This is a genomic window from Peribacillus asahii (assembly GCF_003570725.1).
Taxonomy (GTDB): domain Bacteria; phylum Bacillota; class Bacilli; order Bacillales; family DSM-1321; genus Peribacillus; species Peribacillus asahii.
Genome location: NZ_QWVS01000066.1, coordinates 1 through 16759, shown reverse-complemented (window position 1 = coordinate 16759; position 16759 = coordinate 1). Strand labels below are relative to the sequence as shown.

The 16759-nt window shown below is 35.4% G+C and carries 13 protein-coding genes, 1 pseudogene and 1 other annotated feature; of the genes and pseudogenes, 6 read left to right on the top strand and 8 right to left on the bottom strand.

The genetic code is table 11. From position 1 onward, the window contains the following. Window positions 1-35: 35 nt before the first annotated feature. The gene (locus D1953_RS21505; RefSeq protein ID WP_281271588.1) at window positions 36-413 is read right to left on the bottom strand and encodes an MFS transporter; all 378 of its coding nucleotides are present in this window, start codon (window positions 411-413) and stop codon (window positions 36-38) included. An 18-nt stretch (window positions 414-431) separates the two neighbouring features. After that, window positions 432-911 carry an MFS transporter gene (locus D1953_RS21500; RefSeq protein ID WP_182480699.1) on the bottom strand — a complete coding sequence of 160 codons (480 nt, stop codon included), beginning with the start codon at window positions 909-911 and terminating at the stop codon, window positions 432-434. A gap of 324 nt (window positions 912-1235) precedes the next feature. Here D1953_RS21500 and D1953_RS20530 point away from each other — a divergent pair, with 324 nt between their 5' ends. Continuing rightward, complete coding sequence (locus D1953_RS20530; RefSeq protein WP_119119013.1) at window positions 1236-1628, top strand: DUF1259 domain-containing protein; 393 nt, start codon at window positions 1236-1238, stop codon at window positions 1626-1628. Between the two features lie 374 nt (window positions 1629-2002). On the opposite strand, the gene D1953_RS20525 is transcribed toward D1953_RS20530, so the two are convergent. Beyond that, window positions 2003-3070, bottom strand: a complete 1068-nt coding sequence (locus D1953_RS20525; protein WP_119119012.1) for an NHL repeat-containing protein — start codon at window positions 3068-3070, stop codon at window positions 2003-2005. A 476-nt stretch (window positions 3071-3546) separates the two neighbouring features. Between D1953_RS20525 and D1953_RS20520 the strand changes: the two genes are divergently transcribed. Beyond that, window positions 3547-4950 carry a tetratricopeptide repeat protein gene (locus tag D1953_RS20520; RefSeq protein ID WP_119119011.1) on the top strand — a complete coding sequence of 468 codons (1404 nt, stop codon included), beginning with the start codon at window positions 3547-3549 and terminating at the stop codon, window positions 4948-4950. A 162-nt stretch (window positions 4951-5112) separates the two neighbouring features. Further along, window positions 5113-5257, top strand: a pseudogene (locus D1953_RS21865) (DNA alkylation repair protein); the annotation flags it as partial. A 113-nt stretch (window positions 5258-5370) separates the two neighbouring features. On the opposite strand, the gene D1953_RS20510 reads toward D1953_RS21865, so the two are convergent. After that, window positions 5371-6519, bottom strand: coding sequence for a PD-(D/E)XK nuclease family protein (locus D1953_RS20510; protein WP_245980289.1), 1149 nt, complete (start codon window positions 6517-6519; stop codon window positions 5371-5373). Between the two features lie 281 nt (window positions 6520-6800). Here D1953_RS20510 and D1953_RS20505 point away from each other — a divergent pair, with 281 nt between their 5' ends. From D1953_RS20505 to D1953_RS20495, 3 genes are all read left to right on the top strand, one after another. Next, the gene (locus D1953_RS20505) at window positions 6801-7715 is read left to right on the top strand and encodes a tetratricopeptide repeat protein (RefSeq protein ID WP_119119009.1); all 915 of its coding nucleotides are present in this window, start codon (window positions 6801-6803) and stop codon (window positions 7713-7715) included. 283 nt (window positions 7716-7998) lie between these two features. Beyond that, a complete protein-coding gene (locus D1953_RS20500; protein ID WP_119119008.1) occupies window positions 7999-8847 on the top strand; it encodes a dimethylarginine dimethylaminohydrolase family protein in 849 nt (282 codons plus the stop codon). 489 nt (window positions 8848-9336) lie between these two features. Next, complete coding sequence (locus tag D1953_RS20495) at window positions 9337-10383, top strand: AbrB family transcriptional regulator (protein ID WP_119119007.1); 1047 nt, start codon at window positions 9337-9339, stop codon at window positions 10381-10383. Window positions 10384-10502: 119 nt separating this feature from the next. Here the strand turns inward: D1953_RS20495 and D1953_RS20490 are convergent, their stop codons facing one another. From D1953_RS20490 to D1953_RS20475, 4 genes are all read right to left on the bottom strand, one after another. Then, entirely contained in the window at window positions 10503-11219 is a 717-nt protein-coding gene (locus D1953_RS20490) for a 3-ketoacyl-ACP reductase (protein WP_119119006.1), read from the bottom strand. A gap of 513 nt (window positions 11220-11732) precedes the next feature. Further along, a complete protein-coding gene (locus tag D1953_RS20485) occupies window positions 11733-13436 on the bottom strand; it encodes a 2-isopropylmalate synthase (RefSeq protein ID WP_119119005.1) in 1704 nt (567 codons plus the stop codon). Window positions 13437-13506: 70 nt separating this feature from the next. Next, window positions 13507-13750: a binding site (T-box leader), on the bottom strand. A 347-nt stretch (window positions 13751-14097) separates the two neighbouring features. Continuing rightward, window positions 14098-14436, bottom strand: coding sequence for a nucleotide pyrophosphohydrolase (locus D1953_RS20480; RefSeq protein ID WP_119119014.1), 339 nt, complete (start codon window positions 14434-14436; stop codon window positions 14098-14100). Between the two features lie 279 nt (window positions 14437-14715). Further along, window positions 14716-16386 carry a DUF2075 domain-containing protein gene (locus D1953_RS20475; RefSeq protein WP_119119004.1) on the bottom strand — a complete coding sequence of 557 codons (1671 nt, stop codon included), beginning with the start codon at window positions 16384-16386 and terminating at the stop codon, window positions 14716-14718. Window positions 16387-16759: the final 373 nt, after the last annotated feature.

Genomic DNA, 16759 nt, shown 5'->3' with positions numbered 1-16759 from the left:
AGGAAGGGGTATTCTCGCCTATTTTTTTGATAAACTCAATCGCCTGATGAGAAGAATATCCCTAAACAAATGAGTACTAGAGTCAAGAAAATTAGTGTAGTCTTCGAAATCTTCCTTTCTCCAAATTTATCTGTTAATTTCCCACTTGTAAGACTTCCTAAAACAGCACCGACACCATAAAAAGTAACAGCTAATGCGATTTCTGATGAAGAAAATCGATTTTCAGAATAAAGAGCTGCACCTAAATAAACATAAAGGGTATACATTGAAATCGCCCAAATGATGGTAACACTTACGGAACCAAGTATTCGTAACAGATTTCCTTCTAAGAGTTTTCTTGTTAAATCCCTTTTAGGAATATATTCCCACGTTTTAAAATTCACTACTGCCAATACGGCCCCTATGATTGCCATTACAACAAATACGGAGCGCTAACCAAGAAAATGCTCTAATAACGTACCGAATGGCGCTCCCGCCCAAAGAGCCGTTAAGTGTCCTGAAACAACAATCGAAAGCCATGTCCCTCTTCGATTGGGTGGCGCAATATCTCCAATGATTGCGTATATCAAAGGAGTGATTGAAGCAACGGATAAACCAGCTAAAATACGACTAATAATCAGCCATAGAAATGAAGGAGAAAATGCAGTTAGCATATTAGAAATAGCGAACAGCAATAAACCAAATGTAATCAGTGTTCTCCGTCCTTTTTTATCTGAAAACCAACCAAAGAAAGGAGCTGAAAAAGCATATGTAACTGCAAAAACGGTTACCATCCATCCAGTGGTCGATGCACTAACTTCATATGCTTCCGAAATAAACGGTAATAATGGGGATACCACAAATAAATCAGTACCCATTAGAAACAAAGTTATCCAACCAACACCTAAACTTATCCTCCCCTGCAACTTCATATAATCCCCCACATAAAGAATATTTTTACATGTATATGCCCTAGTGTATAAAAAGGACTTTATGTGAGTTTTAAAGTTTTTTTATACTGCCTGCCGTTAATTGAATAACTGAGAGCTTTGACTTACTTTCTAAGTTTCCCCAGCTAATACGTTCAACCGTTAGTAAAAAAAGCGCCTCCACATATTGTAGAAACGCCCTCAATTAATTAAATAAGAACCTTCTTTTATTGCATATAATCAATGAAATCCGCATTAACATCATGATTATTAGTTCTAGACCTTCCCCTTAATTCATAGATTTTAGAAAAAACGAGGTGTTTTACTATGCTGAACTTCCATGATATATGCCATCAATATGCTCAAATTGTTAACGGGAAGGCTAGTCTGAAACATGGAGTTTGTTCAGTAGAAATCAATCGAAATCTTCATGTCACTATTCAAGGACGTCCAAGTCGTGGTGAACTTCACGCAGGAATATCGTTTGAATCAATGGATCACGAAGGAAATGCACTTAATCTTGGAGAAGTTGTCCTCCTAGAAGAAGAAATCTCGCCTTTTGTTAATATATTAGTTCGTAATAACCTAATCATAAGCGCTATTCATAATCACTGGATTTTTACCAATCCCAATATTTTATATGTTCATTTTCAATCTGTGGAGCCTCCGTTAACGTTTGCACAAAAAGTCGCAAAAGCCTTTAGTGTTTTAAAACATTAGATTACTTTACTCTTTGAACGAATCATTTACAGACAACAAAAAGCAGATAGTAAGATAAATTCCTGTATCTGCTCATATCCTAAAGAATCGCACCTACCCAACTTCTTATTTTTCACGTCACTCCCCTCTTCCCTGTTAAATGTTAGCTATTTATAAATATTACATATCTTATGCAACAATCACCGCTCGTATAAAAAGCGACTGCTCTTATTTCGCAATCGCACCCCGTTAGCGTAAGTACATTTTTTCACACTCTCCATGAAGAAAATAAAGACGTAATACTTGTATCGTGAGAACCACCTTGTCCAAAGAAAGACCGCTATCTAAACACAAGTAGCGGTCTTTCCTTATATATTCAAATTTTAACTACTATTCTAGTCACAGCTTTCATCATTATGGTGGTGATGGTGGTGATGATGATCATGGTCGCTGCTTTCTTCCTCGTCATGCCCGTAAGCTAGTGTTGCGGGGTCCGTTTTGCCAAATGTCAGATACCAGGGCTCCGTTAACGGTCCTCCCAAAAGAGCCGGACGTACAAACACATCAAATGTTTTATTCTTAACGTTGTAGCGACGTACAGAACCTGTATCAGGTCCCAAAGGCTGGCCATTACCGGGACCCGGTCCTGTAATAGGAACAAACAGTTTACCGTTTGGACCAAACAGGATTGCCTGCGCAAAGGCGCGGGGCTGTCCGACGGCATATAGATCAATTTTATCAAGAAACCTTCCCTTACGGTCGAAGATAAGAATTTTGTCTGTGTCATTTGGGTCCCTTCTGAAACTTGTGATATAAAGGTTGCCATTAGGACCGAAGACCAAACCTTCCGGACGATTAAAATCGGGGTTGGAATCGCCTTCAATGAACACATCAATGAATTCCCGGGTTTTCGGATTATAGCGCACTACCCGTCCACCAAGCTGACCTTCTGGAGTAGTAATGTTGTTGCTGACAGACACATATAACAAGCCGTCCGGACCAATTACTACACTTCGAGGGAAAAACTGTACTGCAGGTGGGTGCTCAAGATTCCCCTGAAACAGTCCAGTGGTACCATCATATGTCCGCACTTCTCCATTCAGTCCGCTCTGTACAATAACGTCTGCCACAAACAGAATATTTTGTTTCGAAAGAATGATACCGCGCGGGGCGAACGGGGCGTTAGGGTCGTTGAGACTGACGAGATATCCCAGAAACTTTCCAGTGTGTCCGTCGTACTTCAAAATACTTCCATTTTGAGGTACTGGAGGAGGAGGAGGCTCAACGTTTTGGTTAGTAACAAGGAGATTACCATTATGGTCGAAGATAAGCCCTCGGGGACCATTTAAGTCGTTGTCACCTGATGGAACAAATCTTCCAAGGAACCTGCCCGATTCTGCATCAAATGTCTTCACAGTGTTGTCGAAGCCGTCTCCAATATAGAGATAGTCATGCCGTTTCATTCTGGATAAAAACTCCCTTCCATTAATATTGTTTTAGATTTAAAAAATATACTTAAATCTATTATTAATCTATTCGTTTGAGAGCTTTTTGTATGGGACAAACCCTCTAATAAAAAACACAATTTTAACTTTAGGTAGTCACCTTTTAAGCTCTAACATATCCCGTTTTTTCTTGTTCAACTACCAAGTCCTTTGATTATCACTGAACCTTTAAGTTGTTATGATTTGAAAGATTAAACATATCGAGGCCCTCCAATCACTGATTTAACCTTTTGAACTACTCACGACTGAAGTCACGAGTGTGCGGAGGAGAGTTTTGTCCCAGCCTCTTTGACACATGAGATAATCTATCTCTGTTCAACATTGTTTTCCCTAGCATTCAATGCCTGCTCCCTCTGAAAATTAGAAAAATGCTATGTTATAATGAGATAACAATTACTTTTTACTATAGACGATCATAAGGGGCTGTTTTAGATATGAATAATGAAGTTATAATGCCAATTGAAATTTCCATCAAAGAAAAAAAGAAACTATCAAAGGGACAAGTGAAACAAGCAGTCGTATTCTCACGATGTACGATGGTAGAAGTACAAACCTCTTTAAATGAAAATTATTATCTTATTTACTATAAAAATTCTCTTGTATATGGTGAACCATTAGAAAAAGTAGAGAAAGAATCATTTATAAACAAAATACGTAAAACTGGTATCATCTTACATGAAGACCATCCGTTTCTACCCGCATTAATCCCCAGCGAAACTGCCACTATTCCAAATAAAAACAAGCTTTTCTCTCAACTTCAACAGAAATATTCTCTTCCGGAAGTTGCCTACATCTCTACAACTCTAGACTCCTATTTTTCAAAAGAACAACTAACAAATGTCATTTACAAAATCTTTTACCACTACAGAAGAAACGGTAACTTTATACAGGCCTTTCAAATTATTCGGATATTAGCGGACTTTGCTCCCGATTTAAATTCAGCCAGAGAAATAAAGAATTCATTAGATTTTTATTCTTATAGAGATTTTTACAGCTCCTCATCACTACCTGTCATTCACCAAAAAGATCCTCTTTTTGTCGAATGGTATTGCTTCCAAAATCGATTTCAACCTGATGAATATAAAATTCTAGAAGATTTATTGAGAAAACAAGACTCGTTCTTAGAAATCGTATTACTATGGATGGAGAAAGTAGAAAAATGTTCTCCAGCAGATTCAGTCGAGAAGTATACACGTATGGCCTTGCAATATATTTCAATGGAAAAGTGGATTCTAACTTTAGGCTACTTGAATATTAATCCGTTTCAAGTGTTACCTCACACAAAATCAATCATTGACGAGATGATTCAAAATGAGCATTATGAAACAGCCGCTCTATTTTTATTAAAATTCCTTGATGCTCTCCCTACTGCCTATGATGACATCTTACATTCATTATGGGAGCATTTAGATTCCACATTTATCGCCTCTCATTTAGATACCTTTATGTTGGTCGTTCAACAACTAGTTCTAAAAGATGACGATAACCAGTCTGAACAAAAACTAATACAGATTATTGGTAAATTACTAGTAACCTATGAGCTTAAAACGGTTCATGAAAAACTTCTACCGATTCAAAAATTGGTTCCACATTCTTCAGTCATTCAGAAAATAAATAAAATGATAACCTTACTAGAAGATCCCGATCACATGCTGGAATTAGGTCAATATTATGCAGAGTTTAAACAATATGATGAAGCCATTGAATGTTTCTCATGGGAAATGGAACTTCATCCGAACTCCCCTGCTCCTGTATTGCAGCTATCCAAAATATATCAAAATAAAGGGATGGTTAAAGAAGCAACAGCTTATCATCAGATTTATACTCAATTGAAATAGTTGATGATAACAGGGCTGACTTAAAAATAGTGAATTGGCGAGATTTTCTCCGAATTTGGCGGGATTATTAGCTAAATTCGTGGGATTTTCCTTTTAAAACAACCCGTTTCATTTAGGAAATTGACCGTATTACGTTATAAATAATGCATCATTGCAGACCCAATGACCATGACTGAGGTTGATTTTGAACGTTGGATGGATGCGGCGTATTTTTATATGCTGTCCGATTTCGTGGTTGCAGTAACCCAATTTTGCACAAGTCATTGCTAATAAATGGAGCGCAAGCGGTGAAGAACTTAGAATGTCATAAGAAGCTCCGGAAACTGTTTCTCTTGTTATACCTACCCATTAAATAAGACCAGTAATAGTAACGCCCAGAAACAATTTTCTGAGCGTTTTTTATTACGACTTTTCTTCTTTTTAATCTTCCTCATCTTGTGCAAGTGCTAATGCGATATCAACACGTACTTCAGATAGTTTTTTCTTTTCACCATTTGGATAGACGATGCTCCAGAATTCAAATCCGTTGTAACGGTCTGTGTAGTTTTCACCTTTGATGGAGTTAACCGCTGCAATTGCGGCACTTGAAAGACTGCTGTATTCTTTACCTTGGAAAAGTATATGGCCGCTAGTTAAATCGAGTTCTGCTTTAGTAATGGTGTTTCCATAAGTAGATTCTAAATATTTCTCGTCTTCATTTAGACGAGGATAGATTTCATTCCAAGATATTTTCGATGTACGAACGGTAGAAGAAGTTTTAACTTTCCGCTTTTCAGGTGTCTCATTTTTTACGGCATCAAAAATTTCATCTAATACATCTTTATATTTATTATAAATGGCGATACATAATTCATCGTTTACTTTTGCCATGGGTTTATTCACTCCTCTATATACCATGCGTAAGTTATGGACATATTGTTCTAAAAGGTTTTTATTCGCAATTGAAATTTTGGGATGGTTTAAGCAAGGTACAATGACAAAATCATATAGTCCTTGATAATCGACTTGAATAAACTCCGGACATTTTGGTTTTACTGTAGAATCAGGAGATAAAAATACCTTTAAATCATATGTATACGAGTCATCCAAATTATTTAAAATTTTTGTATATGTTTCGGTTTGATCTTTATTTTCACGTGATAATACTTTATTTTCCACAATAATTCGTATAAAGTCGTTCGTTAAATACAAATCAAATCGGGCCTTTAATTTCGTATTTGTATCCGGATCAACGGCAGAAGCTGTTACCTCAGTAGCGACTTCCATTTTTTCTAACTCCATTGCATCCGATTCAATCAAATCAAAATCAATAGTTGTTTTCATATTCGAAACGTTCTCTTCACAAATGTAGTAGAGAAAACGCTTCAGTGGGAATGAGCCTAAATTTAACGAAGAAGTTGGCGAGAGTAGCCAACTAATAAATGCGCTATGCATTGTCTCGCGGTGTCCAAAACCTAATAATTGAAACAAACTTTCTTTTTCAAAAGATTCCTGTAATCGTAAAAAATCGGGATCACTAATTAACTTATTCAATTGGGATTTCAATTCTTTTGTATTGGTAATCATCATGAACCTCACATTCTAGACGGTGTCAAAATCTATCTTATAATCTATCATAACATGTTTATAGAGGAGAAATGTTCAATAAAATACAAGTTCTGCGAAATGTCGTTCGTGTGAATAGATTATTAAATTAAATTAAAAAATATTGTTATTCCACTAACGTAAGCAAATAATTGAATAAGGACTTTGAAACTCTCCCACTCGTTTTGTTTCGAGTTTCAACTGCACTTCATAGTTTGAAATAATATGCTAGATAATAAAAATCATCAAGAAATGGAGGTACATGATTGAATACCAACCAAAAGGCTATTAATCTATTTGAAAAAAATGAGTATGAAGAAGCCTTAGTACTTTTTCAAAAAGCAGTAAAAGAATCAAGAAATATTCAGTCTCTGAATAATCTTGCTTGGATGTACAGTTACGAAGAGGAGGACGATAACAAAGCCCTCGAATTAATTCAAGAAGCAATTTATATGAATCCCTCCTCTTATTTTCCTTATAACATATTGGGGGAAATTTATATTAGGCAAAAAAAGTGGAAGCTTGCTTCAGACGTATTACTGAAGTCCATTTCAATTCAACCATCCAGTGAAGCTTATCATAATTTAGCCGTAGCAAAGTATTATCTTGGAGACTTAAAGGAAGCTTGTGACTTTTTTCTACGAGTTGCAGGAAATTCCGACGATGCCATGTACAGTCATATTAAATGTTTAATTGAACTTGGAAAGAAAATAGAAGCAAAAGACAAACTAGATGCGTTCAATGTAGGAGTGGACGAATTTGTAAGAGAAATTGAGATTGCTGATTTATATGTTGAATTAGATTGTTTTAAAGAAGCGATACATTGGTTTGAAAAAGGATGGAAAGAATACTGGAAAGAACCTTATTGGATAAGCCGATTTATCTATGCTCTTTTTAATACAAACAATATCCCCCGCATCCATGAAGTAGTACATGAAGCTATTCAACAAAAAGACGAAGAAATTAAAGCTGCTCATGAAGAAGAATGTGAAGAAAATTGGGCAGAAAGTGATAAAGAAACATATATCCAGCAATTACGTAAGGATAAAAACCAGTATGAAAATATGGTCAAACTAATTTCATCTGGACATAACCCGTTGATAGAATTTGAACCTGCAGCAACTGGAGCTTGCTATCTATTCGGATGTAAGCGACATAACCATCCAGAATACAAAGAATAAGCAGAAGAAATTTGATTTCCGAAAAACTACATAATTCTTTTAAGCTCTAACATATCCGGTTTTTTCTTGTTCCACTACCAAGTCCTTTGATTATCGATAAACCTTAAGTTGTTACGATTTAAAAGATTAAACATATCGAATCCCTCCAATCACTGATTTAACCTTATCAAGATTATTATAAACAAGCCTGTGCCACTTAATATTTTGTTTTAACCTTTTTATGGTATATCTCAATAGACTTAGGAGATAGTATGACTAGAACTTTTTGTAGGAAGTGATAGCTATGAGAGCGAATTGTTTTAGTGAGTACAATCCTTTGAAACAAGTTATTTTATGTGAACCACAATACATGAGAATTAAAGACGTGATTAATGAAACACAGAAACATTTTGAAGATGAGGGCATTCATATTAAAACCGCAATGACTCAGCATGCTAATTTTGTATCAGCCCTTAGAAAATTAGGAATAGAGGTTATCCTACTTCCTTCTTATAACAAGTATCCCGAGCAAGTATTTACTCGGGATATAGGATTTACACTCGGAGAGAAAGTTTTTGTAGCCGAGATGGGGACAGACATCAGGACAGGCGAAGAAAATGTGCTGAAAGAATGGCTTCAAAACAAACATGTACCTTTTCATAACCTAACAGGAGATCGAATAGAGGGAGGCGATGTCCTGATAGATCGAAATACGATTTATGTCGGGGTTAGTGAGCGAACAAACATCGAGTCTATTGAAAAGCTCCAGAAGCTTCTTCCTGAATTTGATGTCATCCCTATTCCATTTACTGATACCTATCTCCATCTAGATTGTGTATTTAATATCATTTCCCCGAACGAAGCATTGATTTTTCCTGGAGAAATTAATAAAGAACAATTGAACCTGCTGGCATCTAGATACGATTTAATTGAAGTAACCGAAGAGGAGCAATTTACTCTTGGGACGAATGTGCTTTCAATCGGAAATAAGAAAATTATTTCTCTGCCTGTCAATACAAAGGTTAACAAAGAACTGAGAAAAAGAAGCTACGAACTGATTGAGGTTGATATTACGGAAATCATAAAATCTGGAGGAGCATTCAGATGCTGCACTCTTCCTATCGTTAGAGAAAAACTGGATTACCAACATTAACCTAGACAACTTTATGAAGGTGTTCAAGTTTGGCACGCAATCAAAAAACGCCTCTACAATTATCTGTAGAGACGTCTTTTGACGTTGGTATCACTTATCATACTCTAGAAAAATAATGTAACGGTTTTCTAAGGATATTTTTACAGATCGTTACCCTCGATCATCTATCAGTGCTGTGAAAACAACGTGACAACTCTATAACCACCGCTCCCATCATTCCATTATCTGGTACAATCAAACACTCTACCCCTTCTTCTGTCAAAGTCGCCGCTGTTACTTTTCCAACTGGCAACTGCTAATACAACATGCTCAAAAGCTATTAGAAAGTCGTCTATACAATCCTTTTCCCTTACATATTTAAATAGTGAACGATTTTGAATAGCCACGGTAAAACAAGCTGCATCTACCTCAAATTCATTACAATTCCTTTAAAAAATCGGATGAATATGAAATAATAGAACAAGTTTTTTATGAATTGAGGTGTCCTTTATGGCAATAGCCAAAAGCTATTTATTAACTGCAATACTTGGTGTCATTGGCGCCTATGTTTTTCAATTGTTACATATCCCGATGCCATGGCTTCTCGGACCCTTGCTAACAATATTAGTTTTACAATTAACGACCCCGCTTTCTTTAAAATGGAATAAACACTTTCGAAATTTTGGTTTAGTTATTGCTGGGTATTCGATTGGCCATGCCTTTACTCTTGAGGCACTTGCAGATATTCGGCTTTATTTACCTGCGATGATTTCATTAAATGTCCTTTATATTATTTTATTTATTTTCATCAGCTGGGTTATAGTTAAACGTGTGAAAGTTGACCAACTTACCGCACTTACTAGCTGTGTGCCCGGTGGTATGACACAAATTGTTGCTTATGCTGAAGAACAAGGTAGTAAACATATTACGATGATTACATTTTATCAAGTGCTCCGTGTACTCTGCATTGTCGGCTTTGTACCAATGCTCGTTGTAGGTAGTAGCAGTAGCTCGAGCACATCTGTTTCAGACGCGCATTACACGTTGCCATTTTTATTGTTTTTTGCTTCAAGTTACATTGCTGGCTTTATCGCCATGAAAATAAAAATCCCTACCGGCTATATGCTTGGTCCGGTATTTTTATTTATGGGCTTACAACTTGCAACTATCGAGATTCCAGAAATTCCGGTAAGCGCACTTCATGTTGCACAAATTGTGCTGGGCATTTATATCGGATTGCTTATGAAAAAAGAAAATCTTCACCTATCGAAAAAGCTGATTTTCTATGCGTTCGTTTCATCGTTTCTATATATCGCAAGTGCATTCGGCCTCGCTCTATTAGCAATGAAATTTTATCCGCTCGACTTTAAAACGAGCTTTTTAAGTATCGTGCCTGGTGGTCTTGATCAAATGGGGATTATTTCTGCGTCAGTTCATGCTAACAGTACCATTGTTACAGCATTTCAATTGTTCCGCGTTCTAGTAGTCTCTATTGTGATTGTTCCATCTATTAAATATTTCACAAGTAAACGTCAAATAGCCCCGGATACACGATAACAATTGTGTTTTCGGGACTATTTTTGTTTGCTTCGCTTTTTCATCTTCATGCTACATTAAGATAGGAGATGTATTTTATGATAAACGTCCGATTGCCGTATGTAGCTTAATGAGCTAATTTAAGGATTAGTTGTCCATAATCCGGCATTTTTTAGAACAACTCTTGGATTTAGTTTTAATCCAGCTACAAGAAGTTCAGCTAAGTCTTCTGGTTGCATGACATTTTCAGGGTTCCCAGAAATAAGGTTAGCTTCATAGGCTAAATCAGTTGCAACTGTACTTGGCGTTAAAGCAGTAACACGGATATTATGTTTTCTTACCTCTAACATAAGGGACTCAGTTAAACCTAAAACACCAAATTTAGAAGCGCTATAAGCACTTGTAACAGGTGCTCCTTTTTGTCCAGCTGTCGAAGAGATATTCACGATATCACCTGATTTTCTTTCAATCATATCAGGTAAAACAACTCGTGTAACATTGTATACTCCCATTAAGTTTACTCGAATGATTTTTTCCCATTCTTCCGGGGTTAAATCAAGAAAGCCTCCAAACTTAGCGATACCTGCGTTGTTAACTAAGATATCAATGTCTCCAAGTTCTGATTTAATGTGAGCAACAGCATGATTAACAGCTTCAAGATCCGATACATCCGCAGATGCTACTGACACTTCTATATCAAATTGTTGCAATTCGCTTGATAGCTCTTCAAGATTAGTCATATTTAAACCAATCAAGCCAAGATTCACACCTTCTTTTGCTAATGCCAATGCAGTTGCTTTTCCAATTCCTCTACCAGCTCCAGTAATTAGAGCAGTTTTCCCATTTAATGTGGGCATGCAATCACTTCCTCTACAGTTGTAAGAATAATTTTTAATCTATCAAGTCGGTCTATAAGCTTTTTGTTTAACGATAGTAAACCTTTATTCCTCCTTGAAATTAAATTTCTTTTCAAGTATATAAGATAGCTTCTCTAATTACCAACGATAAGCAGAAACATTTTTCTTATATAATACATTTTGACACTATCGAAATGTATTATGTAATTAAAAGGCATATAGATGAACGACCTTAGTTTATTAGCCTTACGACCATTTACAAGTTAATCCCTCTTCTCGATCCGTTGCTGGAGCAGGTGTTCTTGACAAATGCGAAATTTTAGCAGAAGAACTATCATCTATCTTCATTGCATAAAAAAACTGCACCCCGAATTGTCAGTGTCTAACAATTGGGGTGCAGTTCAACCAATTATATCGTAGTTTTTTATCGGCTTTATCATCCAAAATCGAGTTTAACATGTAAAGCAAGCATAAGAACATATTGTGTCATAAAAGATAATACTATTTTCTCATTTATTCTTTTGAATGGATAAATTCTTTTCCAACAGGAAGTTGTAAGCTGGATACCATGTTGTTAATGGCGCTAAATAGGGCTTTTACTGAAGAAGTCATGATATCAGTGTCAATTCCGCATCCCCAATATACCGTACCATTCTTAGCTGTGATTCCTACATAAGATACAGCGTTTGATCCTGAGCCTATTTCTAACGCATGCTGCTTATAGACCAAATTGGTATAGTCGATATCCAGTTTGGTTTGAAGAGCATTGCTGATAGCATCCAGTCTTCCATTTCCTACACCTGAAAATTCATGTTCTTCGTTATTCATCCGAATCGATACAATCGTTTCGTACTGGCCATTTTCGGTATATTGATAACGGATAAATTCGACAGGAGTGTTAATATTCACATATTCCTTCATGAAAATGTCATAGATTTCGTTCGGCATAAGTTCCTTGTGCATATGATCTGAAACATTTTTCACACTATATCCGAAGCTCTCACGCATTTCGGCAGGGATATCAATTCCATACGTTTGCTGAAGAATATAACCGATTCCTCCCTTACCGGATTGACTGTTAATTCGGATGATATCCCCCTCATATTCTCTTCCAATATCCATCGGATCAATTAATAGATAAGGTACAGTCCAATACTGACGTTCTTCTTCCTCGCGCCATTTCATACCTTTAGCAATGGCATCTTGATGGGAACCTGAAAATGCAGTAAAGACAAGTTCACCGCCATATGGGTGTCTTTCGTGAACCTTCATTCTTGTTAATTTTTCATATTTAGATATAATCGCAGGGATATTTTCAAAATTCAGCTTTGGATCTACCCCGTGTGAAAACATATTTAATGCAAGTGTTACGATGTCCACATTTCCTGTTCTTTCTCCGTTTCCAAACAATGTTCCCTCGACTCTTTGGGCTCCGGCAAGCATTCCTAGCTCGGCATCTGCCACCCCAGTTCCTCTGTCATTGTGTGGATGAAGCGATAAGATTACATTATCTCGGTAGTTTAGATTGTCACTCATATACTCAATTTGACTTGCGTAAACGTGAGGCATAGACATGGATACAGTAGCTGGCAGGTTAATAATTACCTTGTTATCAACTGTCGGCTGCCAAATATCAAGTACCTTATTACAGATTTCAAGCGCAAATTCCACTTCTGTGCCTGTGAAGCTTTCAGGAGAATATTGAAATTGAAAATTCCCTTCAGTTTCATCAGCATATTTCTTAAGCATTTTTGCTCCAGTTACAGCAATATCGATAATCTCTTCCTTAGATTTTCTAAATACTTGCTCACGCTGTGCCACAGATGTGGAATTGTACAAGTGCACCACTGCTCTATTCGCACCCTGTAACGCTTCAAATGTTTTTTGGATAATATGTTCTCTGGACTGTGTCAAAACTTGAATTGTCACATCATCCGGAATTAAATTTTCTTCAATTAATGTACGTAAAAATGTAAATTCAGTCTCCGAAGCAGCTGGAAAACCGACTTCGATTTCCTTGAAACCTACTTGTAAAAGCAACTGAAAATATTCTAACTTTTCCTCTAAATTCATCGGGACGACCAAAGCCTGATTTCCATCGCGAAGATCCACACTACACCAGGTAGGAGCTTCTGTAATATACTCCTTTTCTGTCCATTTCAAGCTTTGAACTGGAGGCATAAAGTAACCTCTAGAATATTTATTGATATTTTTCATCCTGACTCCCACCTTTTTTATAATAATTGTTCGTTTATTTAAAAATAAAAAAGCCCCGTCTCTAAAAAACCATAGAGACGAGGCGTTGCTCGCGGTACCACTCTAATTGATTAATCATAGTTAGATTAATCCACTCATTTTCGGTGGCAATCACCACCTATCTTCATAACGGTAGAAAACCGACATCCCCTACTAATTATGTTCAGGGAGTAGCTCTTGGACGAGTTCAAAGGTTATAACTACTGATTCTCACCAACCATCAGCTCTCTGAAAAGCTTATAAATCCTTTTACTATTTCCAATCGTTGCTTATTATTATGTAATTAAATATGATAATATATCGATAAACTCAAGTTGTCAATACTGAATTTACTGAAAATAAAGAGTAATACAAATTTGTTTCACTTCTTTTTTTAATAATCAACCCCAATATTTTAAAACTCTTTTTAAGTACTCCGCCCCTTTTGCCAACAGCGATTTTAAATTTTACAATCGCTAATTACAAAGGAAAAAGACCATGTTTTACGCCTCTTAATTCATCAAGAAGTGTATGACAGACTACGTGAACAACACCTAGCAACCACCTCCGCTATATGCGCATCACCGTGGGATTCTAAAGAAAAAACAACACTTCAAAATTTTAAAATATATGTATTATTAGCTCAATCTTGTAAATCCGTATATTTCTTACTTGATCCAAAAGATTTATCAACCGGGTATTTTTGGCTATTTTTACGGATCTTTCTTTTGATTGCTTGCTCTAAATTTATTTCTAGCTCATTAGACATTAATAATGCATATATAACCACATCTGCTAATTCGTCGATAATATTATCAATATTGTCGTCTATGGCTGCTTCACTTGTTTTCCATTGAAAGTTTTCCAATAACTCACTTGCTTCCAAAGAAAGGGATATAGCTAGATCCTTTGGATTGTGGAATTGCTTCCAATCTCTTTTGTCTCTAAATTCTACAATTTCCTTAATTAACGGTTTAAAGATTGATGATTCAAAATCAAATCCTTTCTCCTTTAATTGTTGGTAAATTTGTTCAGCTTCTTCATGTTGAGAAGCTGGAACAATTAACGAAATATAACTAGTTGGATTGTCTATTATATCTTCATGTTCGTACCACTGTGTTTGCCAATCGATTTCAGGGAAGTTATCTTTTAGTTCTGCTATTATTTTATCTACTCTTTTACTATCTTTAATATTAAATGACTCCAAATACTCCAAGGCCAAATCCCCTATCTTTACTTGCTCAAAAATAGTATCAATTTATTAACGATAATCACTTTTTTCCTCTGCTATTTTCATATTTCTATAATCTTCTGTACGGTTCCAGTAAAGTTCTAATAACCTTGCTCTTAGTTTTAAATCACTTGCAAATATATATAGACCCTTTATTCCCCTCTTTAATAAAACATTTATCGAATTTAATATGATTTTTTCTTTTATGTATTGAGGGTTATCAAATTCATCTTTACCTCTGAAAGCCTCTGTATCCTTATAGTTTTCTGTAATAATTTTCAATTCATCATTTTCCTCATCATAAGCAACCGATGGTCCTAAAATTACACCAACATAATTCAGATCGAAACCTTGGATTGTATAAATAGAACCAACTTCCCTTATTGTATCTTCCCTTTCAGCCCAGGTAGCATCTCCCTCAGTAGTATTCCATGGTAATTTAAATTGATCTTCTTCTATATAGTAGGTCTCACCATCTTTTTTATGAACGTAATCAAATGTTGATACCATTCTTGCTAAGCCAAATTTTTTATTTTTCTCACATATTTCTTTATACATCTTAGCCGCTGAATCAAAAATTTGAAAATCAAACTCTTCTTTTTGAGGAATAGATGTTATCTTTTTTGCAACAAAATGGCCAATCCAACTAATCATTTTATGACTTGCACGCATGCGAAATTGATTTTTTAATATATATTCTTCTGAATGACGACTGTCTACAAGACTGAGTAGCTTATTTTCATCCCAATAACTTTTCATTTTTAACACTTGCTTATCATCAAATACTAGGATAACAATTTTGCTATGTTTCATAATTTCTTCTAAATGGTTATTCTCTTTAAAATTATTAAAGCTATCTGGTCTGGTTAACAACAAATGCGCTTCGTCTACAAACACAATATCAGCTTTTTGATTGGACTTTTTTCGTTTGTTAATAAAAGGAGTAGGTTTGTCAAAGTTATTCTTTCTAAGTGCTTTTACTTTTCCCGCAATTTTATGGTATGTTTTTAACATTTCAGTATGATTTACTAATAAAAAATTATTACTGTTATAAAGAGCTGATGATTTCTCCTTTGCTAGCTCTTGAATCCGATTAAAAACGGCGCTTAATACAACACTCTTACCTGTACCTGCTTCACCTTTAACAAGGAAAACAAATGGTTGGTCGTCATTAATATGTTTTTCACAAACATCAATAATTTTAACTTTTAATTCAATTTGATCCATCGACAACTCTTTGAAAGGAGATAATTTAAAAATATCTTTATTTTCTATAACTTCTCTTGAGTGGGTAACATAATCCCTTTCCTTTAACTGGTCCCATAATTCATTAAATAACTCTTCATTAAAAAACGGTTTATCATAATAATCATGACTAATACTATCCGCTGTCTGACTCTTATTTTGAAGTTTATAGCGTTCATCTGCTAAAAAATAATTAATAAGTTTAGTTTCAATATTATAAGTTGCTGAACGATTGAATTTTTCATGAATAATCAATGTCATCTTATCTAATGATTTTCTTTCCGGGTTATTCAAATGATTTCTCATACGACTTCTTACGGCTACTGTCTCTCCAATGTAAGCCAGAGTATTATTGTTTAAAAAATATACAACTGGATAATCAGAATAAGATTTACCATGTAAGGAGTCTATCGAAGACTGAGTAAACGGCATAGTTTTTATTTCTAGCGTATTCATTGAAAATTACCTTTCATATACCATTTTAATTATTTTATCAATATGAATATTTTACCACATTACATTAAATTCTAAATTAATATCATAATTAGTCGCAACAATTTTAAAAAAGCGGCACTGATTTTCTTAGGATAAGAGTGATTATACATTTATATAACTTCATTCTGATACAGGCATTAATCACAAAGGACCCTAGATGAACTGGTTGGGTCCTTTGCCAAATGTTGAATTTTACCTATTATTTTTTATCTGAGTATTAGTTTTTGTTGTTCTATAACGTATACCTTTATAAACTAGAAATATCTTTAAGATAAAATCAAAACCACCCGTTATCACGGGTGGTTTGCTCTACGGCTGAAAGCCTTTGTTACTG